The 14,861-nt window shown below is 42.2% G+C and carries 11 protein-coding genes; 6 read left to right on the top strand and 5 right to left on the bottom strand.

Features of this window, described 5'->3' with window-relative positions; all coding sequences use genetic code 11:
• Nucleotides 1-39: 39 nt before the first annotated feature.
• A complete protein-coding gene (locus tag JMY05_RS07740; protein ID WP_201614726.1) occupies nt 40-1,278 on the top strand; it encodes an argininosuccinate synthase in 1,239 nt (412 codons plus the stop codon).
• 155 nt (nt 1,279-1,433) lie between these two features.
• On the opposite strand, the gene JMY05_RS07735 is transcribed toward JMY05_RS07740, so the two are convergent.
• Nucleotides 1,434-2,732: a hypothetical protein gene (locus JMY05_RS07735; RefSeq protein WP_201614724.1), complete on the bottom strand. Its 1,299-nt coding sequence runs from the start codon at nt 2,730-2,732 to the stop codon at nt 1,434-1,436.
• A 146-nt stretch (nt 2,733-2,878) separates the two neighbouring features.
• Between JMY05_RS07735 and JMY05_RS07730 the strand changes: the two genes are divergently transcribed.
• Nucleotides 2,879-3,418 (top strand): L,D-transpeptidase, encoded by a 540-nt coding sequence (locus tag JMY05_RS07730; RefSeq protein ID WP_045444519.1) that lies wholly within the window; start codon nt 2,879-2,881, stop codon nt 3,416-3,418.
• A 214-nt stretch (nt 3,419-3,632) separates the two neighbouring features.
• Complete coding sequence (locus JMY05_RS07725) at nt 3,633-4,247, top strand: nitroreductase family protein (RefSeq protein WP_201614722.1); 615 nt, start codon at nt 3,633-3,635, stop codon at nt 4,245-4,247.
• Nucleotides 4,248-4,598: 351 nt separating this feature from the next.
• Here the strand turns inward: JMY05_RS07725 and JMY05_RS07720 are convergent, their stop codons facing one another.
• On the bottom strand, nt 4,599-6,278 hold the full coding sequence (locus JMY05_RS07720; RefSeq protein ID WP_045444521.1) for a CYTH and CHAD domain-containing protein: 1,680 nt from the start codon (nt 6,276-6,278) through the stop codon (nt 4,599-4,601).
• 347 nt (nt 6,279-6,625) lie between these two features.
• On the opposite strand from JMY05_RS07720, the gene JMY05_RS07715 reads away from it, so the two are divergent.
• The gene (locus JMY05_RS07715) at nt 6,626-7,762 is read left to right on the top strand and encodes a DUF4349 domain-containing protein (RefSeq protein ID WP_201614720.1); all 1,137 of its coding nucleotides are present in this window, start codon (nt 6,626-6,628) and stop codon (nt 7,760-7,762) included.
• Between the two features lie 137 nt (nt 7,763-7,899).
• On the opposite strand, the gene JMY05_RS07710 is transcribed toward JMY05_RS07715, so the two are convergent.
• Entirely contained in the window at nt 7,900-9,486 is a 1,587-nt protein-coding gene (locus JMY05_RS07710; protein WP_045444527.1) for an isocitrate lyase, read from the bottom strand.
• A 692-nt stretch (nt 9,487-10,178) separates the two neighbouring features.
• On the opposite strand from JMY05_RS07710, the gene JMY05_RS07705 reads away from it, so the two are divergent.
• Together JMY05_RS07705 and JMY05_RS07700 are read left to right on the top strand one after the other, a co-directional pair.
• On the top strand, nt 10,179-11,168 hold the full coding sequence (locus JMY05_RS07705) for a LysR family transcriptional regulator (protein WP_045444529.1): 990 nt from the start codon (nt 10,179-10,181) through the stop codon (nt 11,166-11,168).
• A gap of 418 nt (nt 11,169-11,586) precedes the next feature.
• Nucleotides 11,587-12,969, top strand: a complete 1,383-nt coding sequence (locus tag JMY05_RS07700; RefSeq protein WP_045444531.1) for an NAD-dependent succinate-semialdehyde dehydrogenase — start codon at nt 11,587-11,589, stop codon at nt 12,967-12,969.
• Between the two features lie 150 nt (nt 12,970-13,119).
• Here the strand turns inward: JMY05_RS07700 and purN are convergent, their stop codons facing one another.
• Complete coding sequence (gene purN, locus JMY05_RS07695) at nt 13,120-13,812, bottom strand: phosphoribosylglycinamide formyltransferase (RefSeq protein WP_045444534.1); 693 nt, start codon at nt 13,810-13,812, stop codon at nt 13,120-13,122.
• Nucleotides 13,812-14,861: a phosphoribosylformylglycinamidine cyclo-ligase gene (purM, locus tag JMY05_RS07690; RefSeq protein WP_045444537.1), complete on the bottom strand. Its 1,050-nt coding sequence runs from the start codon at nt 14,859-14,861 to the stop codon at nt 13,812-13,814. The genes purN and purM overlap by 1 nt, the downstream gene beginning before the upstream one ends.

The raw sequence follows: 14,861 nt of genomic DNA, 5'->3' as shown, positions 1-14,861 counted from the left end.
GCTTTTCCTAACACTAAATGCTCACAATAGGAGTTCTTCATGGCTCAGCTTGATCCAAAAAATATTAATAAAATCGTCTTGGCCTATTCAGGTGGTCTTGATACCTCCATCATCGCTAAATGGCTGCAAGAAACCTATGATGCAGAAGTGATTACCTTTACTGCTGATATCGGTCAAGGCGAAGAAGTTGAGCCAGCCCGCGCCAAAGCCGAAGCCATGGGCATCAAACATATCCATATCGAAGACTTACGTGAAGAGTTCGCCCGTGATTATGTATTCCCGATGTTCCGCGCTAACGCTATCTATGAAGGCGAGTATCTGCTAGGGACTTCTATCGCGCGTCCGTTAATCGCCAAGCGCTTGGTTGAGATTGCTAAAGAACACAACGCCGATGCTATTAGTCATGGCGCTACTGGTAAAGGGAATGACCAAGTCCGTTTTGAGCTTGGCGCCGTTGCTTTATCGCCTGACGTGGTTACCATTGCACCATGGCGTGAGTGGGACTTGTCTAGCCGTGAGAGCTTGATGGAATATGCCAAAGAGCATAACATTGCGATTGATTATGCGGGCAATAAGAAAAAATCTCCGTACTCAATGGACGCCAACTTACTACACATCTCTTATGAAGGCGGTATTTTAGAAGACCCATACGCCGAAGCAGAAGATGATATGTGGCGCTGGTCAGTAAGCCCAGAAGAAGCACCTGATGAAGCACAATACTTAGAATTAGAGTACGAAAAAGGTGATATCGTTGCCATCGATGGTGAAGTACTTAAGCCGTACGAAGTCATGATTAAGCTAAATGAGATTGGCGGTCAGCATGGTATCGGACGTTTGGATATCGTAGAAAACCGTTATGTTGGCATGAAATCACGCGGATGCTATGAGACGCCAGCGGGCACCATTATGCTAAAAGCGCATCGCGGTATTGAGTCATTGACGCTCGATCGTGAAGCCTCACATCTAAAAGATGAGCTGATGCCACGCTACGCTAAAACGATTTATAACGGCTATTGGTTCAGTCCTGAGCGTATGATGCTACAAGCATTGATTGATAAGTCACAAGAATATGTCAATGGCACAGTACGTGTGAAGTTATACAAAGGTGCTGTGAGCGTTGTTGGTCGTAAGTCAGATGATTCGTTGTTTGACGAAAAAATCGCGACTTTTGAAGATGATGCGGGCGCTTACGATCAAAAAGACGCAGAAGGTTTTATCCGTCTAAATGGTCTACGTTTGGCGATTGAAGCCAGTCGTGGTCGTGATTTATCGAAGTAAGCCGGTCTTAATAGATTGTGCTAGATAAAGCATGAATAAGATACATGAATAAAAAAAGGCGCTATATGAATAGCGCCTTTTTTTGTGGATTTTTTGAAGGTTTGTACGATAATTTTTTGCTAATTAAGAAGGTCTGTATTCAGAGCTTTTATTTATCATTGAGCCGCTTTTATTTTTTTGTCATCAGGCTCATCATCGTCAACCATGACGATAGCCACATCCTGCTGTTGACGTTCTTCGATAATATCTTGTTCTATGACTTCTTCTGTCGCCAGTAACACACCGTCAGATTTTTGGCTTTGATACTTGAGCGCTGCAAGCCCGCCAAGCACTCCGATGACAGCAATAATAATCAGGATAACCGGATTTTTCCAGAGGGGTATGGATGCCTCGTATTCAATGGGCTTTTCGCTGGTGGTGGTCGGCGTATTGTCGTTATTACCACCAATTAAACCTAAGCTTACCAAAGGCGGTTTGGGTGCGCTGGCAGGTTCGGAGGTAATACGTAGGCGATTACGACTGAGGTAGATATCTGAGATTTTGGCGAGCTGTAATAGCCAGCGTTGGTGTGGCAGGGCAATGGCTTGTATTTCTGTAAAAACTAGCATGTCGTTATGGCGACCTTGCTGCAAGTTATCAGGTGAGCGTCCAATGGCTTTTAAATAATTGCCAGTTGCCAGTTGCATGTCTTGCACAGGCTGTTGATTTTCAGGCTTGAATGTCGTTAATTCATGCCAGTAAGGATTGAAAGCTGGTGGGGTGTCAGCGAGTTGCTCTGTACTTAATAAGGCACGTTCTGTATTAGGATGGTTTTCGGATTCGGCTGCTGCTTTTGTTTTTACTGTCGAGTCTAAATTGACCTCTGATGCTGCGACTAGACTGTTATCTTCATTTACCTCATTCAATTTAACAGAGACAGACGCTGGCTCATTGATGGCAAAGCGAGCAGCTGATAAAAACTGTGGCTGTAAAGCGAACCACTTATCCATCTCGTCGTTATCAAGTTGGCTATAGTCGGCTAAAATAGCCAGTTCACGTAAGACAATCACACATAAGGACGTGAGGAGTATCTGTACTTGCTGCGTTGTTGCGTCAATCTGCTGAGCAATATAGTCACTCGCTTTAATCACGCGAGCATTATCATAAAATATCGCATCCGCCGCTTCATGGCGATGATATAACGTCGCATTCATGGTCGAAAAATTCATCGAATTATATTGGCGTAGCTCTTTAACAGCGCCTCGACTAAATAGCTTTTTGCTCACCGCTTGTCCGTCATTGTGCTGCTGGTAAGCAAGCAAGGCACTGATAATGGCCTGCAAACTGGCATCCATTGCCAATCGAGCTTGTGGTAATGAAAGCTTGGCGGCATCTGCCAATAAAGATACCATTGGCTTGGTATCTTGATAGAGAAAATCATACATCGACACACGTGTCGGTGAAATAGTCGTCATAATCTGCTAGCATCAAAAAGTGTGCCCCTATATTACGGTGCCAAAAGCCTTGATACAATCCCTTAATAATAGAAAAAATCAATCAACTTACTTATCACGCGGTCAATAATGATATCTATTGGGTAAATGACCGTTGGAAACATTCTATGAAAAATAACGAAAGCTATAACGAGAAAAATAACGAAAGTTCTGATGTGCAGTTGGTGGTTAATATTGCTAAGCAAACATTAACGCTCTACCAGCATAATAGAGAATTGGCTCAATATACGGTGTCTACTGCTAAAAATGGCATTGGCAGTCAACAAGATAGCGGCTGCACACCTCTTGGCAAACACTTTATCGCTAAAAAGATTGGCGCAAATGAACCCATAAATGCCGTGTTCATTGGACGCGTCCCTACGGGCGAGAGATATAGTGCTGAGCTTGGTGAACGACATCCTGAACGCGATTGGATATTAAGCCGTATTCTTTGGCTAAGTGGTGTGGAAGAGGGCTTTAATAAAGGCAGTAATAGTCAAGGTGGCTGTGATACTTATCAGCGTTATATTTATATTCATGGTACGCCAGACAGTGAACCGATGGGTGTGCCACTCTCGCATGGCTGTATACGTATGCGTAACGAGGATATTATGCAATTGTTCGACCAAATTGCAGAGGGCATATCGGTGACGATTGTTGCTCATTAACCATTTTTAGCCCATTTAGGTACTTTCGTTCAGGCTCAGGACATGCCCTAAGTAAAACAGAATAATGTTATAGAGTGATTAGTAAAATAAACTTTATAGAGTCTAGATATTATTTAGTATATTGATATAATAGCTTGCTTATGAATGATCGACTTGCCATACTAAACATGGCTCGTTTGACCTATATTTTATGATAATTATAAGGATAATATCGATGTCTAAAGAAAGCCTAGTTACTTTACAACAAGCTTTTGATGAACGCCGGTCAATATATGCTTTGGGCAATGAGCTGCCAGTAGAGCCACAAGCAATTGTCAATATGGCAGAGCGTGTTTTATTACATACCCCTTCTGCTTTTAATTCACAATCTTCGCGTCTGGTCGTACTGTTTGGTGCCGAGCACCAGGAATTGTGGGATATCGCTGAAGAAAAACTGCGTGCAGCCGTCGGCGATGGCGACTTTTCTGGCACTAAGCAAAAGCTAGATGGCTTCCGTGCGGCAGCGGGTACAGTGCTGTTTTATGAAGATAAAAACGTGACTGAGTCACTGCAAGAGCAGTTTGCGTTATATGCAGATAGATTTCCAGTTTGGGCTCAGCAAACCTCAGCCATGCATCAGTATGCGATGTGGACAGAGCTACGCACTTTAAATGTTGGTGCCAACCTACAGCACTACAATCCGCTTGTGGATGAAGACGCCGCTAAGGCTTATGCTATCCCAGATAGTTGGGAATTGGTGGCACAAATGCCATTTGGCAACATTGTTGCGCCTGCTGGCGAGAAAACGTATCAGCCAGTTAGTGAGCGTATGAAAGTGCTAGGTTTATAAAATACTTAAGCTTATAAAATACTTAAGCTTATAAACGCGCTAGATGTAGAAAACGGATAGTGATTTTTGAAATATGCTTAACTCAGTTGAAGTATTACGTTTTTCAAATGGTTGAGTTTAAGCATTCAATCAAAAAAAGCACCTCAAAGAAAACGCTTAAAAAAAGACAGCCCATATAAAGTGAGCTGTCTTTTTTATTCTAAGCTTAGTTTATTTTAAACTTGGTTCATGCTGCTATAGTCGATTTAATTTAAAAGTAGTACAAGGCAACCGAGTGTAGATGTATATTAAATACTTCAAGCGAGGCTAACGCTGTAATGCTTTTATAGTCGAATGACTATAAGAGCATTTTTACCGCAATACAGAGCTGTCTGTCACTTTCGCCAAGCGTTTTTCTGTGCGCTTAAGGTCTCTCACTAGCATGGCTGCAAACCACCCAGCGCCATACAACGCACTGCTATCTGTCTTCGATTTTAATTGATAGCGCTGTTGGTACATTTTATGATTATGATATTTATTCAAAGTCTTTTGCGCTTTTGCTAAGTATTTTAGCCAGCGTTTACTTTCCTTCTTGGCTTTTTTCTTTTTTGACTTTTTCTTATCTAATAATGGCGTAGCAAACTCACTGATATAAAGTAAGGTGGTTAACTGCTCATACAGCTCGTGCTCTGCATTATTATCGTCTAGATCAATATTTTTTATATCGTCACTTTTTGACTCTACGTTTTCTAAGTCACTATCGTCTAAGTCAACACTTTGTAAGTCGTCACCTTTTAAATCATTGCTTTCTATATTAATGTTATTTGAGCCAACGTCTTTTTTACTCTGTAGCTCTTGTACTGCCTTGCCAAGCTTTGCCTGCTGTTTGGATAAGGTTTTTGCCAGTTTATCGATGGCGAGTTGATCAGCTTGCGGTTCAAGGCTTGGGTCGCTCATGGTAAAGGCGATCAGCTCAAGTAAGGTCAGCTGAAAATCGTTGGCACTGACGGCATCTTTCGGAGTAATCTTCAGCGCATCCATATCTGTTGCCCAATTGACAGTAGGTGCACCATGCTGTTGTAAGTTAGGCTCTATATGTGAGGCAAGATGGGCAAGCTCTCGATATTCATCCAATAATGTGGCTGTTTGTTTTAGTATTGGCAGCCAGTCTGGATTGATTTCATCAGAATAGCTGGCAAATGCTTGTAGGGCAGCTTGCAAGCGGACAATACCAATGTATAGTTGTAATGCATGGTCGTCCTCTTCGCTGCCAGCGACGATGGCGCTGCTATTGGGCAGTATTTGCAACAGACAGTTATGTACCGCTGCGCGCACAAAGGCAGGCATACTGATTTTCTTATCGATATTTAGCTGATCAAGGTCAGCGTGGACAGCTGGACTATGCTGCTGTTCTGTGATGAGTAAACCACCGCGCTCAGCCTTGGTTACCGTAGACAAACAAAGCTTGTAGCGCTTACACCAAGTTTTGGCGGTTGCAAATAAAAAATCGATATCTCCTGATATTAGCTCAAACTCAATCTCTTGAATAGCATCACGCTGAGTATCATCATTACCGTGAATAATTTCTCCATAATCGTACGCCATCTCGACATGGTTATTTGCACCACTATCACCCACTAGCAATCGTGTGGTGCGCTCTACATCGGTCACATATAACCGTGTGAGATTTTTAGCCAGTTTTTTTAGCTTAAATTCAGCCAGGGCAGGGGAAACAGAGGTGTTTTTATAAATAGTTAAATCAGGCATGAGCGTATTATTATCGAGCATCGCTTGTACTTGTTCATTATCCAGTACCGCATTATGCTCTAGGCGTGCTGCAATGCCATCGCCGCCCGCTTTGATGGTCTGTACCCAAGCATCGCCTTCTTTACGGATACGCAAGCCAATGCCTGCCTCTGCAAGCTGTTGGTCTGGGGTATCATAATAATGGGCAGCCAGTTGCGTCACCTCAGAAGACTTGACTCGTGCTTGGCGCATCAAACCTTTTAGTCGCGACTCTGGTACCAAAAACTTTAGCTCTATCTCTTGCATGATGGCTCCCGATTATTTTAATAAATTTGAATGACTACCATCGTATGAAAGCTATCGGCGAATAACAAGCAAAATTTTTTCTATAAATAATCTGAGTCAATATTAGAGATATACTTTTAGTAAGTAATCATTATAATTAATGTTAATTATTAAACAAAAGTAGGATAAAGGTGGTTGGCTTTACAATAGAAGCTAAAATATTTTTATCCAATATGTTTACCATATCTCATAAAATGCCGGATTATAAAATAATGACGCAATGCAATCAACAGAAGTATGACACTCATCAATCTCATTCAATATTACTGCCTAAAGCCTTGTTTCCATCAGTTTTATGTCTACCAATAATGCTTGGGTCTGTGTTATTGATAGGCGGCTGCGATAGCTCTTCTGAATATGCAGAGAGTAGTGCTGGTATGGAGTCGGTTCAGTCTGCAACGGAGGAGGTTGCTGATAGTGAGATGGTTGGCATCATGTCCGATGTGGCAGCTGATAACGCATCCAATGGCTTAGAGGTTGCAAATCTATCGAGCACTAGTGAACAGACCCTTGGTAGTCAGGCAGCAGACATTAAAATTGCGGGAAAAGCGCTATTGATAACTGCCAGTGCTGATTTTAAAGTTGAAGATGTCGTCAAAACTAGTGATGCTATTGAGAGTTTGACACGGCAACAGGCTGGTTATGTGGCACTGAGCAATATTAGCAATCATCCACGTGATAGTCGAACCTTTGTACAAGGCAATAAAAATATCACGATTACAACCTACACTCGTCAAGCTGACATGACGGTTCGTATCCCTCGCGCCAATGTCAGTAAGTTCCTAGCGCAATTACAACAGCAAGTCGCATTTTTAAATGGGCAGCAGTTTAGTGCTCAAGATGTGACATTAGATATTTATCGTGAACAGCTAGCGAGCCAGTTAAATAGTGATATGGCAAGCGAGCTTAGCCAAGAACGCCTGAGTAGTAAAAATGATAAAGACCAGGGCAGCAATGTTGATGCTATTACCGCGACTTATGCGGCACGTCGTCAGCAAGAGCTTGCCAAGCTTGAGCAACTGGCTATCGCTGATAAAGTTCAATATAGCACCATTAACCTGACCTTTATGCAGCCAGATATCAGTTATAAAGAAACCACACAAAATCTAGATGTGCTATTAGATGCTGAGCAGCCAAGTTTTAGTAGTCAAGTGAGTCAAGCATTTAAAGATGGCTGGGAGATACTTAGATCAGTAGCGCTTGGATTGATACAACTGTGGTGGTTGCTTGTACTTGGCGGTATTTTTTATCTAATTTACAGAATGATAAAAGCAATCTATCGTAAATTTTTTAAACATGATCCCCGTATAAAAAATATGAAGCGTGAGCTAATGGGTGAAAATCCAAAAAGTCACGATTCAGTCGGTATACAGAGTAGTCAGGAAGAGGATTATAGCAATAATATGAAAGAGGCTGATAGTAAGGATAATAAGCACTCAAATTAAGAATTAACAAGCTCACAATGCTCAAAATTTTACAATAATAGAGTGCAAATAAGCAGACATAAAAAAGCCGCCCTACAATATAGGACGGCTTTCTTTATGACTGGTACTTACGAGATGTACTTATAAGTGGTCGGTGATTAGAACTGGTTCATTGTGTTCTTGCCGCCGCCAGCTTTAAGGGCATTTTCACCAGAGAAGATTTCTTTGTGATCATCGCCAAGGTCAGAACCAGCCATTGCTTGGTGCTTCACACAAGCGATGCCTTCACGGATTTCTTTACGTTGTACGCCAGCTGCATAAGCAAGCATACCATCTTCACCGAAGTAGCCTTTAGCAAGCTCATGCACGCTAAGCGCAGTGGTGTGATAAGTAGGTAGCGTGATTAAGTGATGGAATACACCTGCTTCACGTGATGCATCACGTTGGAAGTTTCTAGCCGCTTCGTCAGCTGCTGTATCAAGTTCAGTACCATCGTAATCAGCACTCATCAAGTCATCTTTATTGTAGGCAGATAGGTCTTTGCCTTCTTCTTCCCACTGAGCGATGATTTGCTTACGGAAGTTCAGTGTCCAGTTGAACGATGGGCTGTTATTGTATACAAGCTTGGCTTTTGGCTGTTGCTCTTTAATACGATCAACCATCATTTTGATGTGTGCGACGTCTGGAGTCGGTGTTTCGATCCATAGTAGATCAGCGCCATTTTCTAGAGCCGTTACACAGTCAAGTACGACACGGTCGATGTTCGTTTCTTCACGGAATTGATATAGACCATTTTGAAGACGAACTGGACGTACTAATTTGCCGTTATGCTTAAGCAAGCTGTCGTTCTCTTTGGCGTTTTCTAGCGTGACTTCTTCCATCTCGATAAAATCGATGTACTGAGAAGCAAGGTCGCCTGGCTCATTTGATACTGGAATTTTTTGCGTGAGTGACGCGCCTTCAGAGTCAGTACGAGCAACGATAACGCCGTCTTCAACACCAAGCTCTAAGAATGCATAACGAATAGCGTTGATTTTTGCGATATAGTCTTCATGCGGTACAGTGACTTTACCCGCTTGGTGACCACATTGCTTCGCGTCAGATACTTGGTTTTCAACCTGAATAGCACAAGCACCAGCTTCGATCATTTGCTTAGTTAGCAAGTAAGTGGCTTCTTCGTTACCGAAACCTGCATCGATGTCAGCAATGATTGGCACAACATGTGAATCAAAGTTTTCGATTTTTTCTAGGATGGCTGAGGTATCTTGACCCGCTTCTTCTGCAGCGTTTAGCTCACGGAAGTAGTCGTTCAATACTTTAGCATCAGCTTGACGTAAGAAGGTGTAGATTTCTTCGATTAGCTTAGGTACAGAGGTTTTTTCATGCATAGATTGGTCAGGAAGAGGACCAAACTCAGAGCGAAGGGCTGCAACCATCCAACCTGATAGGTAGATGTAAGTTTTAGACGTCGTACCAAAATATTTTTTCTTAGCGTACATAGTTTGTTGAGCCACAAAACCATGCCATGCACCTAAAGACTGCGTGTACTGAGACGTATCATTGTCATAGTCTTCCATGTCTTGACGCATGATTTTTGCAGTATATTTGGCGATATCTAAGCCCGTTTTAAAACGGTTTTGTGACATCATACGTGCCGCATCGGTTTCGCTGATATTCTGCCAGTTACCGTGCTTTTGCTTTAATTCACGTACTAAGTCGATCGCTGATTTATATGCAGTTGACATCTATGTCTCCTTGGGGTGGTGAAAATTAGTAACTTAGAAAATTACAAGTATTGAGGTAATTTTAATATATGTAGAAAGATGCTGGCAGAAGTGAAAATCTAAAATATAAACCTTGTGCGTTAGCAATCTCTACTAAACTATAAGAAAATTATGATAAAAGCAAATAAAACCTGTCGAATTGGTCAGCTTTTATTATTGGGTCTTTCGTTTTAGGTTGAATGCGCTTTTTTATAAGTCTTTTTTGACTGTTAAAGTGCTTATTTCCCTAAAAAGTGCCAACTACTCATTCAAGCTTAAAAACAAATGAGAGCAAAAAATTAAGTTTGCGTAATAAAGGTTATGTCCGTATTTCCGCATGAAAATGCGATAAAATACCTATGGTAGTCAATCCATCAAAACGCACGGCGACTGCCTAACATTAAAGACAAGGACTGATTAAGAGCTTGCTAGCCACTATAGCTAGGTTGCCTTGATTTATCTAGTTTATGATTATTATCTTGGGTATTTAATTTTATGATAGTATATATAAAACAATGACTTATGATGAATGATTTCAGTTATAATAAGCGTATATCAAAATAATTAATATAAAATTGTCCTTGTTTCATGCTGTTATAGATGATTTATACTAAATAACAGGGCAAAAAACGCCGCGTTTGTAGTGGTATTTATTTTAAGGTAAAGAGACATATATGAATTTGCAGCGGGTAGATTTAAATTTATTGGTACATCTAGATGTGTTGCTACGAGAAAAAAACGTTACTCGTGCAGCTGAGCAGCTTGGCATTACCCAACCTGCCATGAGTAATATTTTGCGCCGGCTGCGTAAGCTATTTAATGATCCGTTGCTGGTACGCTCATCCGAAGGCATGACGCCAACTGAGCGTGCGCTTGAGCTGCAACCACGCATTCGTGAAATACTGGCGGATTTGACACAAGTATTAGAGCCACGCACAGAGTTTCGTCCTTATAGTACCTCGCGCGTTTTTCGTATCATGACCTCAGACTATGCTGAAGCGACATTGGTACCAAAATTGGTCAAAGCATTGCGCTCAGAGGCACCAAATGTCATCTTAGATTTCTTAACGCCATCGGACGTCTCATATCGTGATATGGAGCAGGGGCGAGTGGATTTGGCGATCAACCGCTTTAATGAAATTCCGCAAAGTTTCCACCAAGTTTTGGTCTGGCGTGATACCTTTAGCTGCCTATTGTCCTCTGACAGTCCTTATGCTCATCGCTTTAATCTCAAAAATTATCTTAAGGCGCAGCACGTTTGGGTCTCTAAAACTGGTATGGGTGTGGGATTTGGTGTCAATCCAGAAAAATCTGGTGGCCTAGGTTCAATTGATCAAGCACTGCAACGTTTAGGTCAAAAACGTCAAATCAGTGTTTTTACCCGCCACTATCAAATGCCAGCCATGCTTGCAGCCAATAAAGATTTGGTTGCAACTTTGCCTACGCGTGTAGCAAAAATGCAGGCTAATAACGACAGTATCATGATGGTCGAGCCACCATTTTTTATCCCTGAATTTGAGCTAACGATGGCGTGGTCGCCTTTGTTGCAGCATCATCCCGCCCATCGTTGGTTGCGTCAGCTTATCATGCATGTGGCTCGTCAAATTGTTGACGAAGAAGAGAATCCACCCCAAGAAATTCCTGTGATGAATCATTTGTTTTAAGCCATTTGTTTTTGGTTATCGATTGCTTATTTATTAAACCAGCCCAAGCGCTGGTTTTTTATTGGCGTAATTCTACTGAAAAATATCGTCCAAGATTTTGACCTAATAAATCAGTCAGTCACATTCTTAACATCTTACGAACACTTCTTCATAACTTGTAAAACTACTCGTTGTACATTTTGCTATGATAAATCCCACTTAAGAAAAAAGACAAATACATAGCGTATTGTTAAGTTATACGACAGTATCGGATTTCATAAAATCGTTGATGAAGTTGTCCAATTTAACCAGATACGTTTATAAAAATGACCCTTCTTGGTTTATGTATTCCTAAGGTTTATGTGTTTCTAAGATTTCAGATATTGAAGCGATCAATTTTTAAACCAATAAAATAGTTTAATAAATAAGGATAATAATCATGGCAGATATTACTACTATAAACCCAGCAACAGGTGAAGCGATCAAAGAATACGATTACATGAGTAATGATGAGGTGAACAAGATTGTTGAATCCTCGCACCAAGCATTTACTGAGTGGCGTAAAACCAGCCACGAAGCGCGTGCAAAAGTCATCAATTCTATCGGTGAGACATTGCTCAAGTACAAAGAAGAGTTGTCTAAACTTATGACTGAGGAGCGTGGTAAGCTCTATAGTCAGAGTTTGCAAGAAATAGATTTGTGTAAAGCAATTTGCGACTATACCGCAGAAAAAGGGGTGGCTGCACTTGCTGACGATGAACGTGATATTGAAGGCTTGAAGAAAGGTATTGTGACCTATCAGCCTATCGGTGTCATTTATGGCATGCAGCCATGGAACTTTCCTGCTTACCAAGTATTCCGTTATACCATCGCAAATCTGATGGCAGGTAATAGTATTTTACTCAAGCACGCGTCAAACGTGACTGGTTCAGGCTTGTTAATCGAAAAAATCTTCCATGAGTCAGAGTTACCAAACGATTTGTTCCGTACGATTTTAATCGATCACGACCAATCAGAAGCATTAATCGGTCATGACAAAGTGCGCGGTGTCACACTGACAGGTAGCGACGGTGCTGGTAGCATTGTGGGTCAGCAAGCAGCAAAAGCCATTAAAAAGGTGGTGCTAGAATTAGGCTCAAACGATGCCTTTATTGTCTTAGAAGATGCTGATGTAGAGTTAGCGGTAGAAACTTGTACCCAAGCGCGTCTCATTAATAATGGTGAAACTTGTGTCGCCGCTAAGCGCTTTATCGTTGTTGATAGCTTATACGATGATTTCCGTGAACGCATTGTCAAAAAATTTGCAGACGCTAAATCTGGCGATCCGATGGATGATGCCTCTGATCTTGGTCCATTAGCCCGCAAAGATTTACAAGAAAAATTGCATGAGCAAGTAGAAGACAGTGTAGCAAAAGGCGCAACGATTGCTGTTGGTGGTCAATTGCCAGAAGGTAAAGGCAGTTTTTATCCAGCAACTATCTTGGAGAATGTCGAAAAAGGACAACCTGCCTATGATGACGAATTATTTGGTCCTGTCGCCTCATTAATACGAGCTAAAGACCAAGATGATGCATTACGCATTGCCAATGACAGTCGCTACGGTTTGGGCGGTGCTATCTTCTCTAAAGACGAAGACAAAGCCATTCGCCTAGCGCGCGAAGAGTTTGATACGGGTATGGTCTATATCAATGGTTACGGTCTTGCAAATCCAGGGTTGCCATTTGGTGGAGTGAAGAACTCAGGTCATGGTCGCGAGCATGGCGGCTTTGGTATCAAAGAATTTGTAAATATTAAAGGGTTACACGTTCATAAAAGTCAATAATAGCTGACGTCTTCGGGATTAATATGCTTTAGAAGATTTTAAAGGTAGCTATTAGAAAGCCCAGTCATTCATTAAGTGACTGGGCTTTTTTATGCGAAGAGTTTAAGTTTGATAGTTGGTGCCTGATAATTTGTGACTGTCGCTATTTACTCAGTCGTTCAAATATAGTTTTAACGGTAGCGTTGGTAAAGACATACTTTGTTGATTGGATGCTTGAGCATGGTCCAGCGAAAGTGCGCCTTTGGCCAATAATAAAATCGTCCAAGGGAGCAATTGATGCTCAAGCTTTTGCACACGTGCTTGCAAGCTATCGGCAGTGTCTCTTTGATGTATCTCTAACAGCGCTTGGGTCAAAACAGTACCCGCGTCAAGCTCGGCAGTGACCACATGAATACTACAGCCATGATGTCGCTCACCTGCTTGTATCGCACGCTGGTGGGTATCAAGGCCTTTATAGACAGGTAGCAAAGAGGGATGCAAATTAATCATCGGCGCTGGTGCATTATCGATAAAATCTGCACTCAAGACACGCATAAAACCAGCTAACACAATGAGATCTGGTTGCCATGATGCTAGTTGGCTGCTGGCATGAGTCTCAAAAGTCTTGATTCCCATGCGTTTGCCGCTAGCAACATGTGACAATACTGCCACAGGAATGTCAGCGTCTTTTGCACGGGTGACGGCATAAGCATCCTCACGGTTACTAATGACGCCAACAATCTCAATTGGCAGTGCGCCAGCTTGCATCGCATCTATCAGTACTTGCAAGTTGCTACCACTACCAGATACCAGTACAGCAATCCGTAAAGGGTTGTTATCAATTTTTTTTTGACTGTCTAACATTAACGGTACACCACTGCGTCCGCTTCACGCTTCACCATTTCGCCTAATTTCCATGCTTTTTCACCAGCATCGTTCAAAGTTTGAATAGCCGCATCTGCTTTATCTTTAGGCACGACAATGACAAAACCAACGCCGCAGTTAAAGGTGCGGTACATCTCGCTTTGCTCGATATTTCCTTGGGTTTGTAACCAAGTGAATAGCTCTGAGAACTGCCAGCTATTGGTATCAATACTAGCAGCTAAATTTTCTGGTAATACACGTGGTAAATTATCGGTTAAGCCGCCACCAGTGATATGTGACATTGCATGCAGCGCTGAGCTACCAAGAGTATCTTGTAGCGCTTTAATCGCTTTAACATAGATGCGAGTAGGGGCCATTAACGCATCTTGGATAGGCTGACCGTCTAATTGCTCATCACTGCTAGTCACATCAATGCCGCTGACTTCGATGACTTTACGTACCAATGAATAACCGTTTGAGTGTGCACCACTTGAGGCAAGAGCGATCAATACATCGCCTTCCGCGACGTTTTCGCCAGTGATGACTTCCGCTTCTTCAACCACACCGACACAAAAGCCTGCCAAGTCATAATCGTCGTCTTGATACATGCCTGGCATCTCAGCCGTTTCACCGCCGATCAGAGCACAGTTTGATAGCTTACAGCCTTCACCAATACCAGTGACCACAGTCGCTGCTACATCAATATCAAGCTTGCCAGTTGCATAATAGTCTAAGAAAAATAATGGCTCTGCACCGCACACCAATAAATCGTTGACGCACATGGCGACCAAGTCGATACCGATCGTGTCGTGACGGTTTAGCTGTAATGCCAGCTTGAGCTTAGTACCGACGCCGTCAGTGCCTGACACGAGTAGAGGAGAAGTGTAACCAGTTGGTATACGACAAAGTGCTCCAAAGCCGCCAAGTCCGCCTACAACCTCAGGGCGCGAGGTGGCTTTTGCCACTGATTTAATACGTTGTACCAACGCATCGCCAGCATCAATATCAACACCAGCATCTTTGTAGCTTAAAGAAGGCTTGTTACTCAT

The sequence above is a fragment of the Psychrobacter sp. JCM 18902 genome, from assembly GCF_904846615.1.
Taxonomy (GTDB): Bacteria; Pseudomonadota; Gammaproteobacteria; order Pseudomonadales; family Moraxellaceae; genus Psychrobacter.
This window is presented reverse-complemented; position numbering and strand designations above follow the sequence as displayed.

Excerpts from the sequence above, each read along its gene's own strand:
- JMY05_RS07715 (WP_201614720.1), top strand. The coding sequence starts at position 6,626 with ATGCTTGGGTCTGTGTTATTGATAGGCGGCTGCGATAGCTCTTCTGAA.
- JMY05_RS07705 (WP_045444529.1), top strand. The coding sequence starts at position 10,179 with ATGAATTTGCAGCGGGTAGATTTAAATTTATTGGTACATCTAGATGTG.
- JMY05_RS07735 (WP_201614724.1), bottom strand. The coding sequence starts at position 2,732 with ATGACGACTATTTCACCGACACGTGTGTCGATGTATGATTTTCTCTAT.
- JMY05_RS07725 (WP_201614722.1), top strand. The coding sequence starts at position 3,633 with ATGTCTAAAGAAAGCCTAGTTACTTTACAACAAGCTTTTGATGAACGC.
- JMY05_RS07700 (WP_045444531.1), top strand. The coding sequence starts at position 11,587 with ATGGCAGATATTACTACTATAAACCCAGCAACAGGTGAAGCGATCAAA.
- purM (WP_045444537.1), bottom strand. The coding sequence starts at position 14,861 with ATGAGTAACAAGCCTTCTTTAAGCTACAAAGATGCTGGTGTTGATATT.
- purN (WP_045444534.1), bottom strand. The coding sequence starts at position 13,812 with ATGTTAGACAGTCAAAAAAAAATTGATAACAACCCTTTACGGATTGCT.
- JMY05_RS07730 (WP_045444519.1), top strand. The coding sequence starts at position 2,879 with ATGAAAAATAACGAAAGCTATAACGAGAAAAATAACGAAAGTTCTGAT.
- JMY05_RS07740 (WP_201614726.1), top strand. The coding sequence starts at position 40 with ATGGCTCAGCTTGATCCAAAAAATATTAATAAAATCGTCTTGGCCTAT.
- JMY05_RS07720 (WP_045444521.1), bottom strand. The coding sequence starts at position 6,278 with ATGCAAGAGATAGAGCTAAAGTTTTTGGTACCAGAGTCGCGACTAAAA.
- JMY05_RS07710 (WP_045444527.1), bottom strand. The coding sequence starts at position 9,486 with ATGTCAACTGCATATAAATCAGCGATCGACTTAGTACGTGAATTAAAG.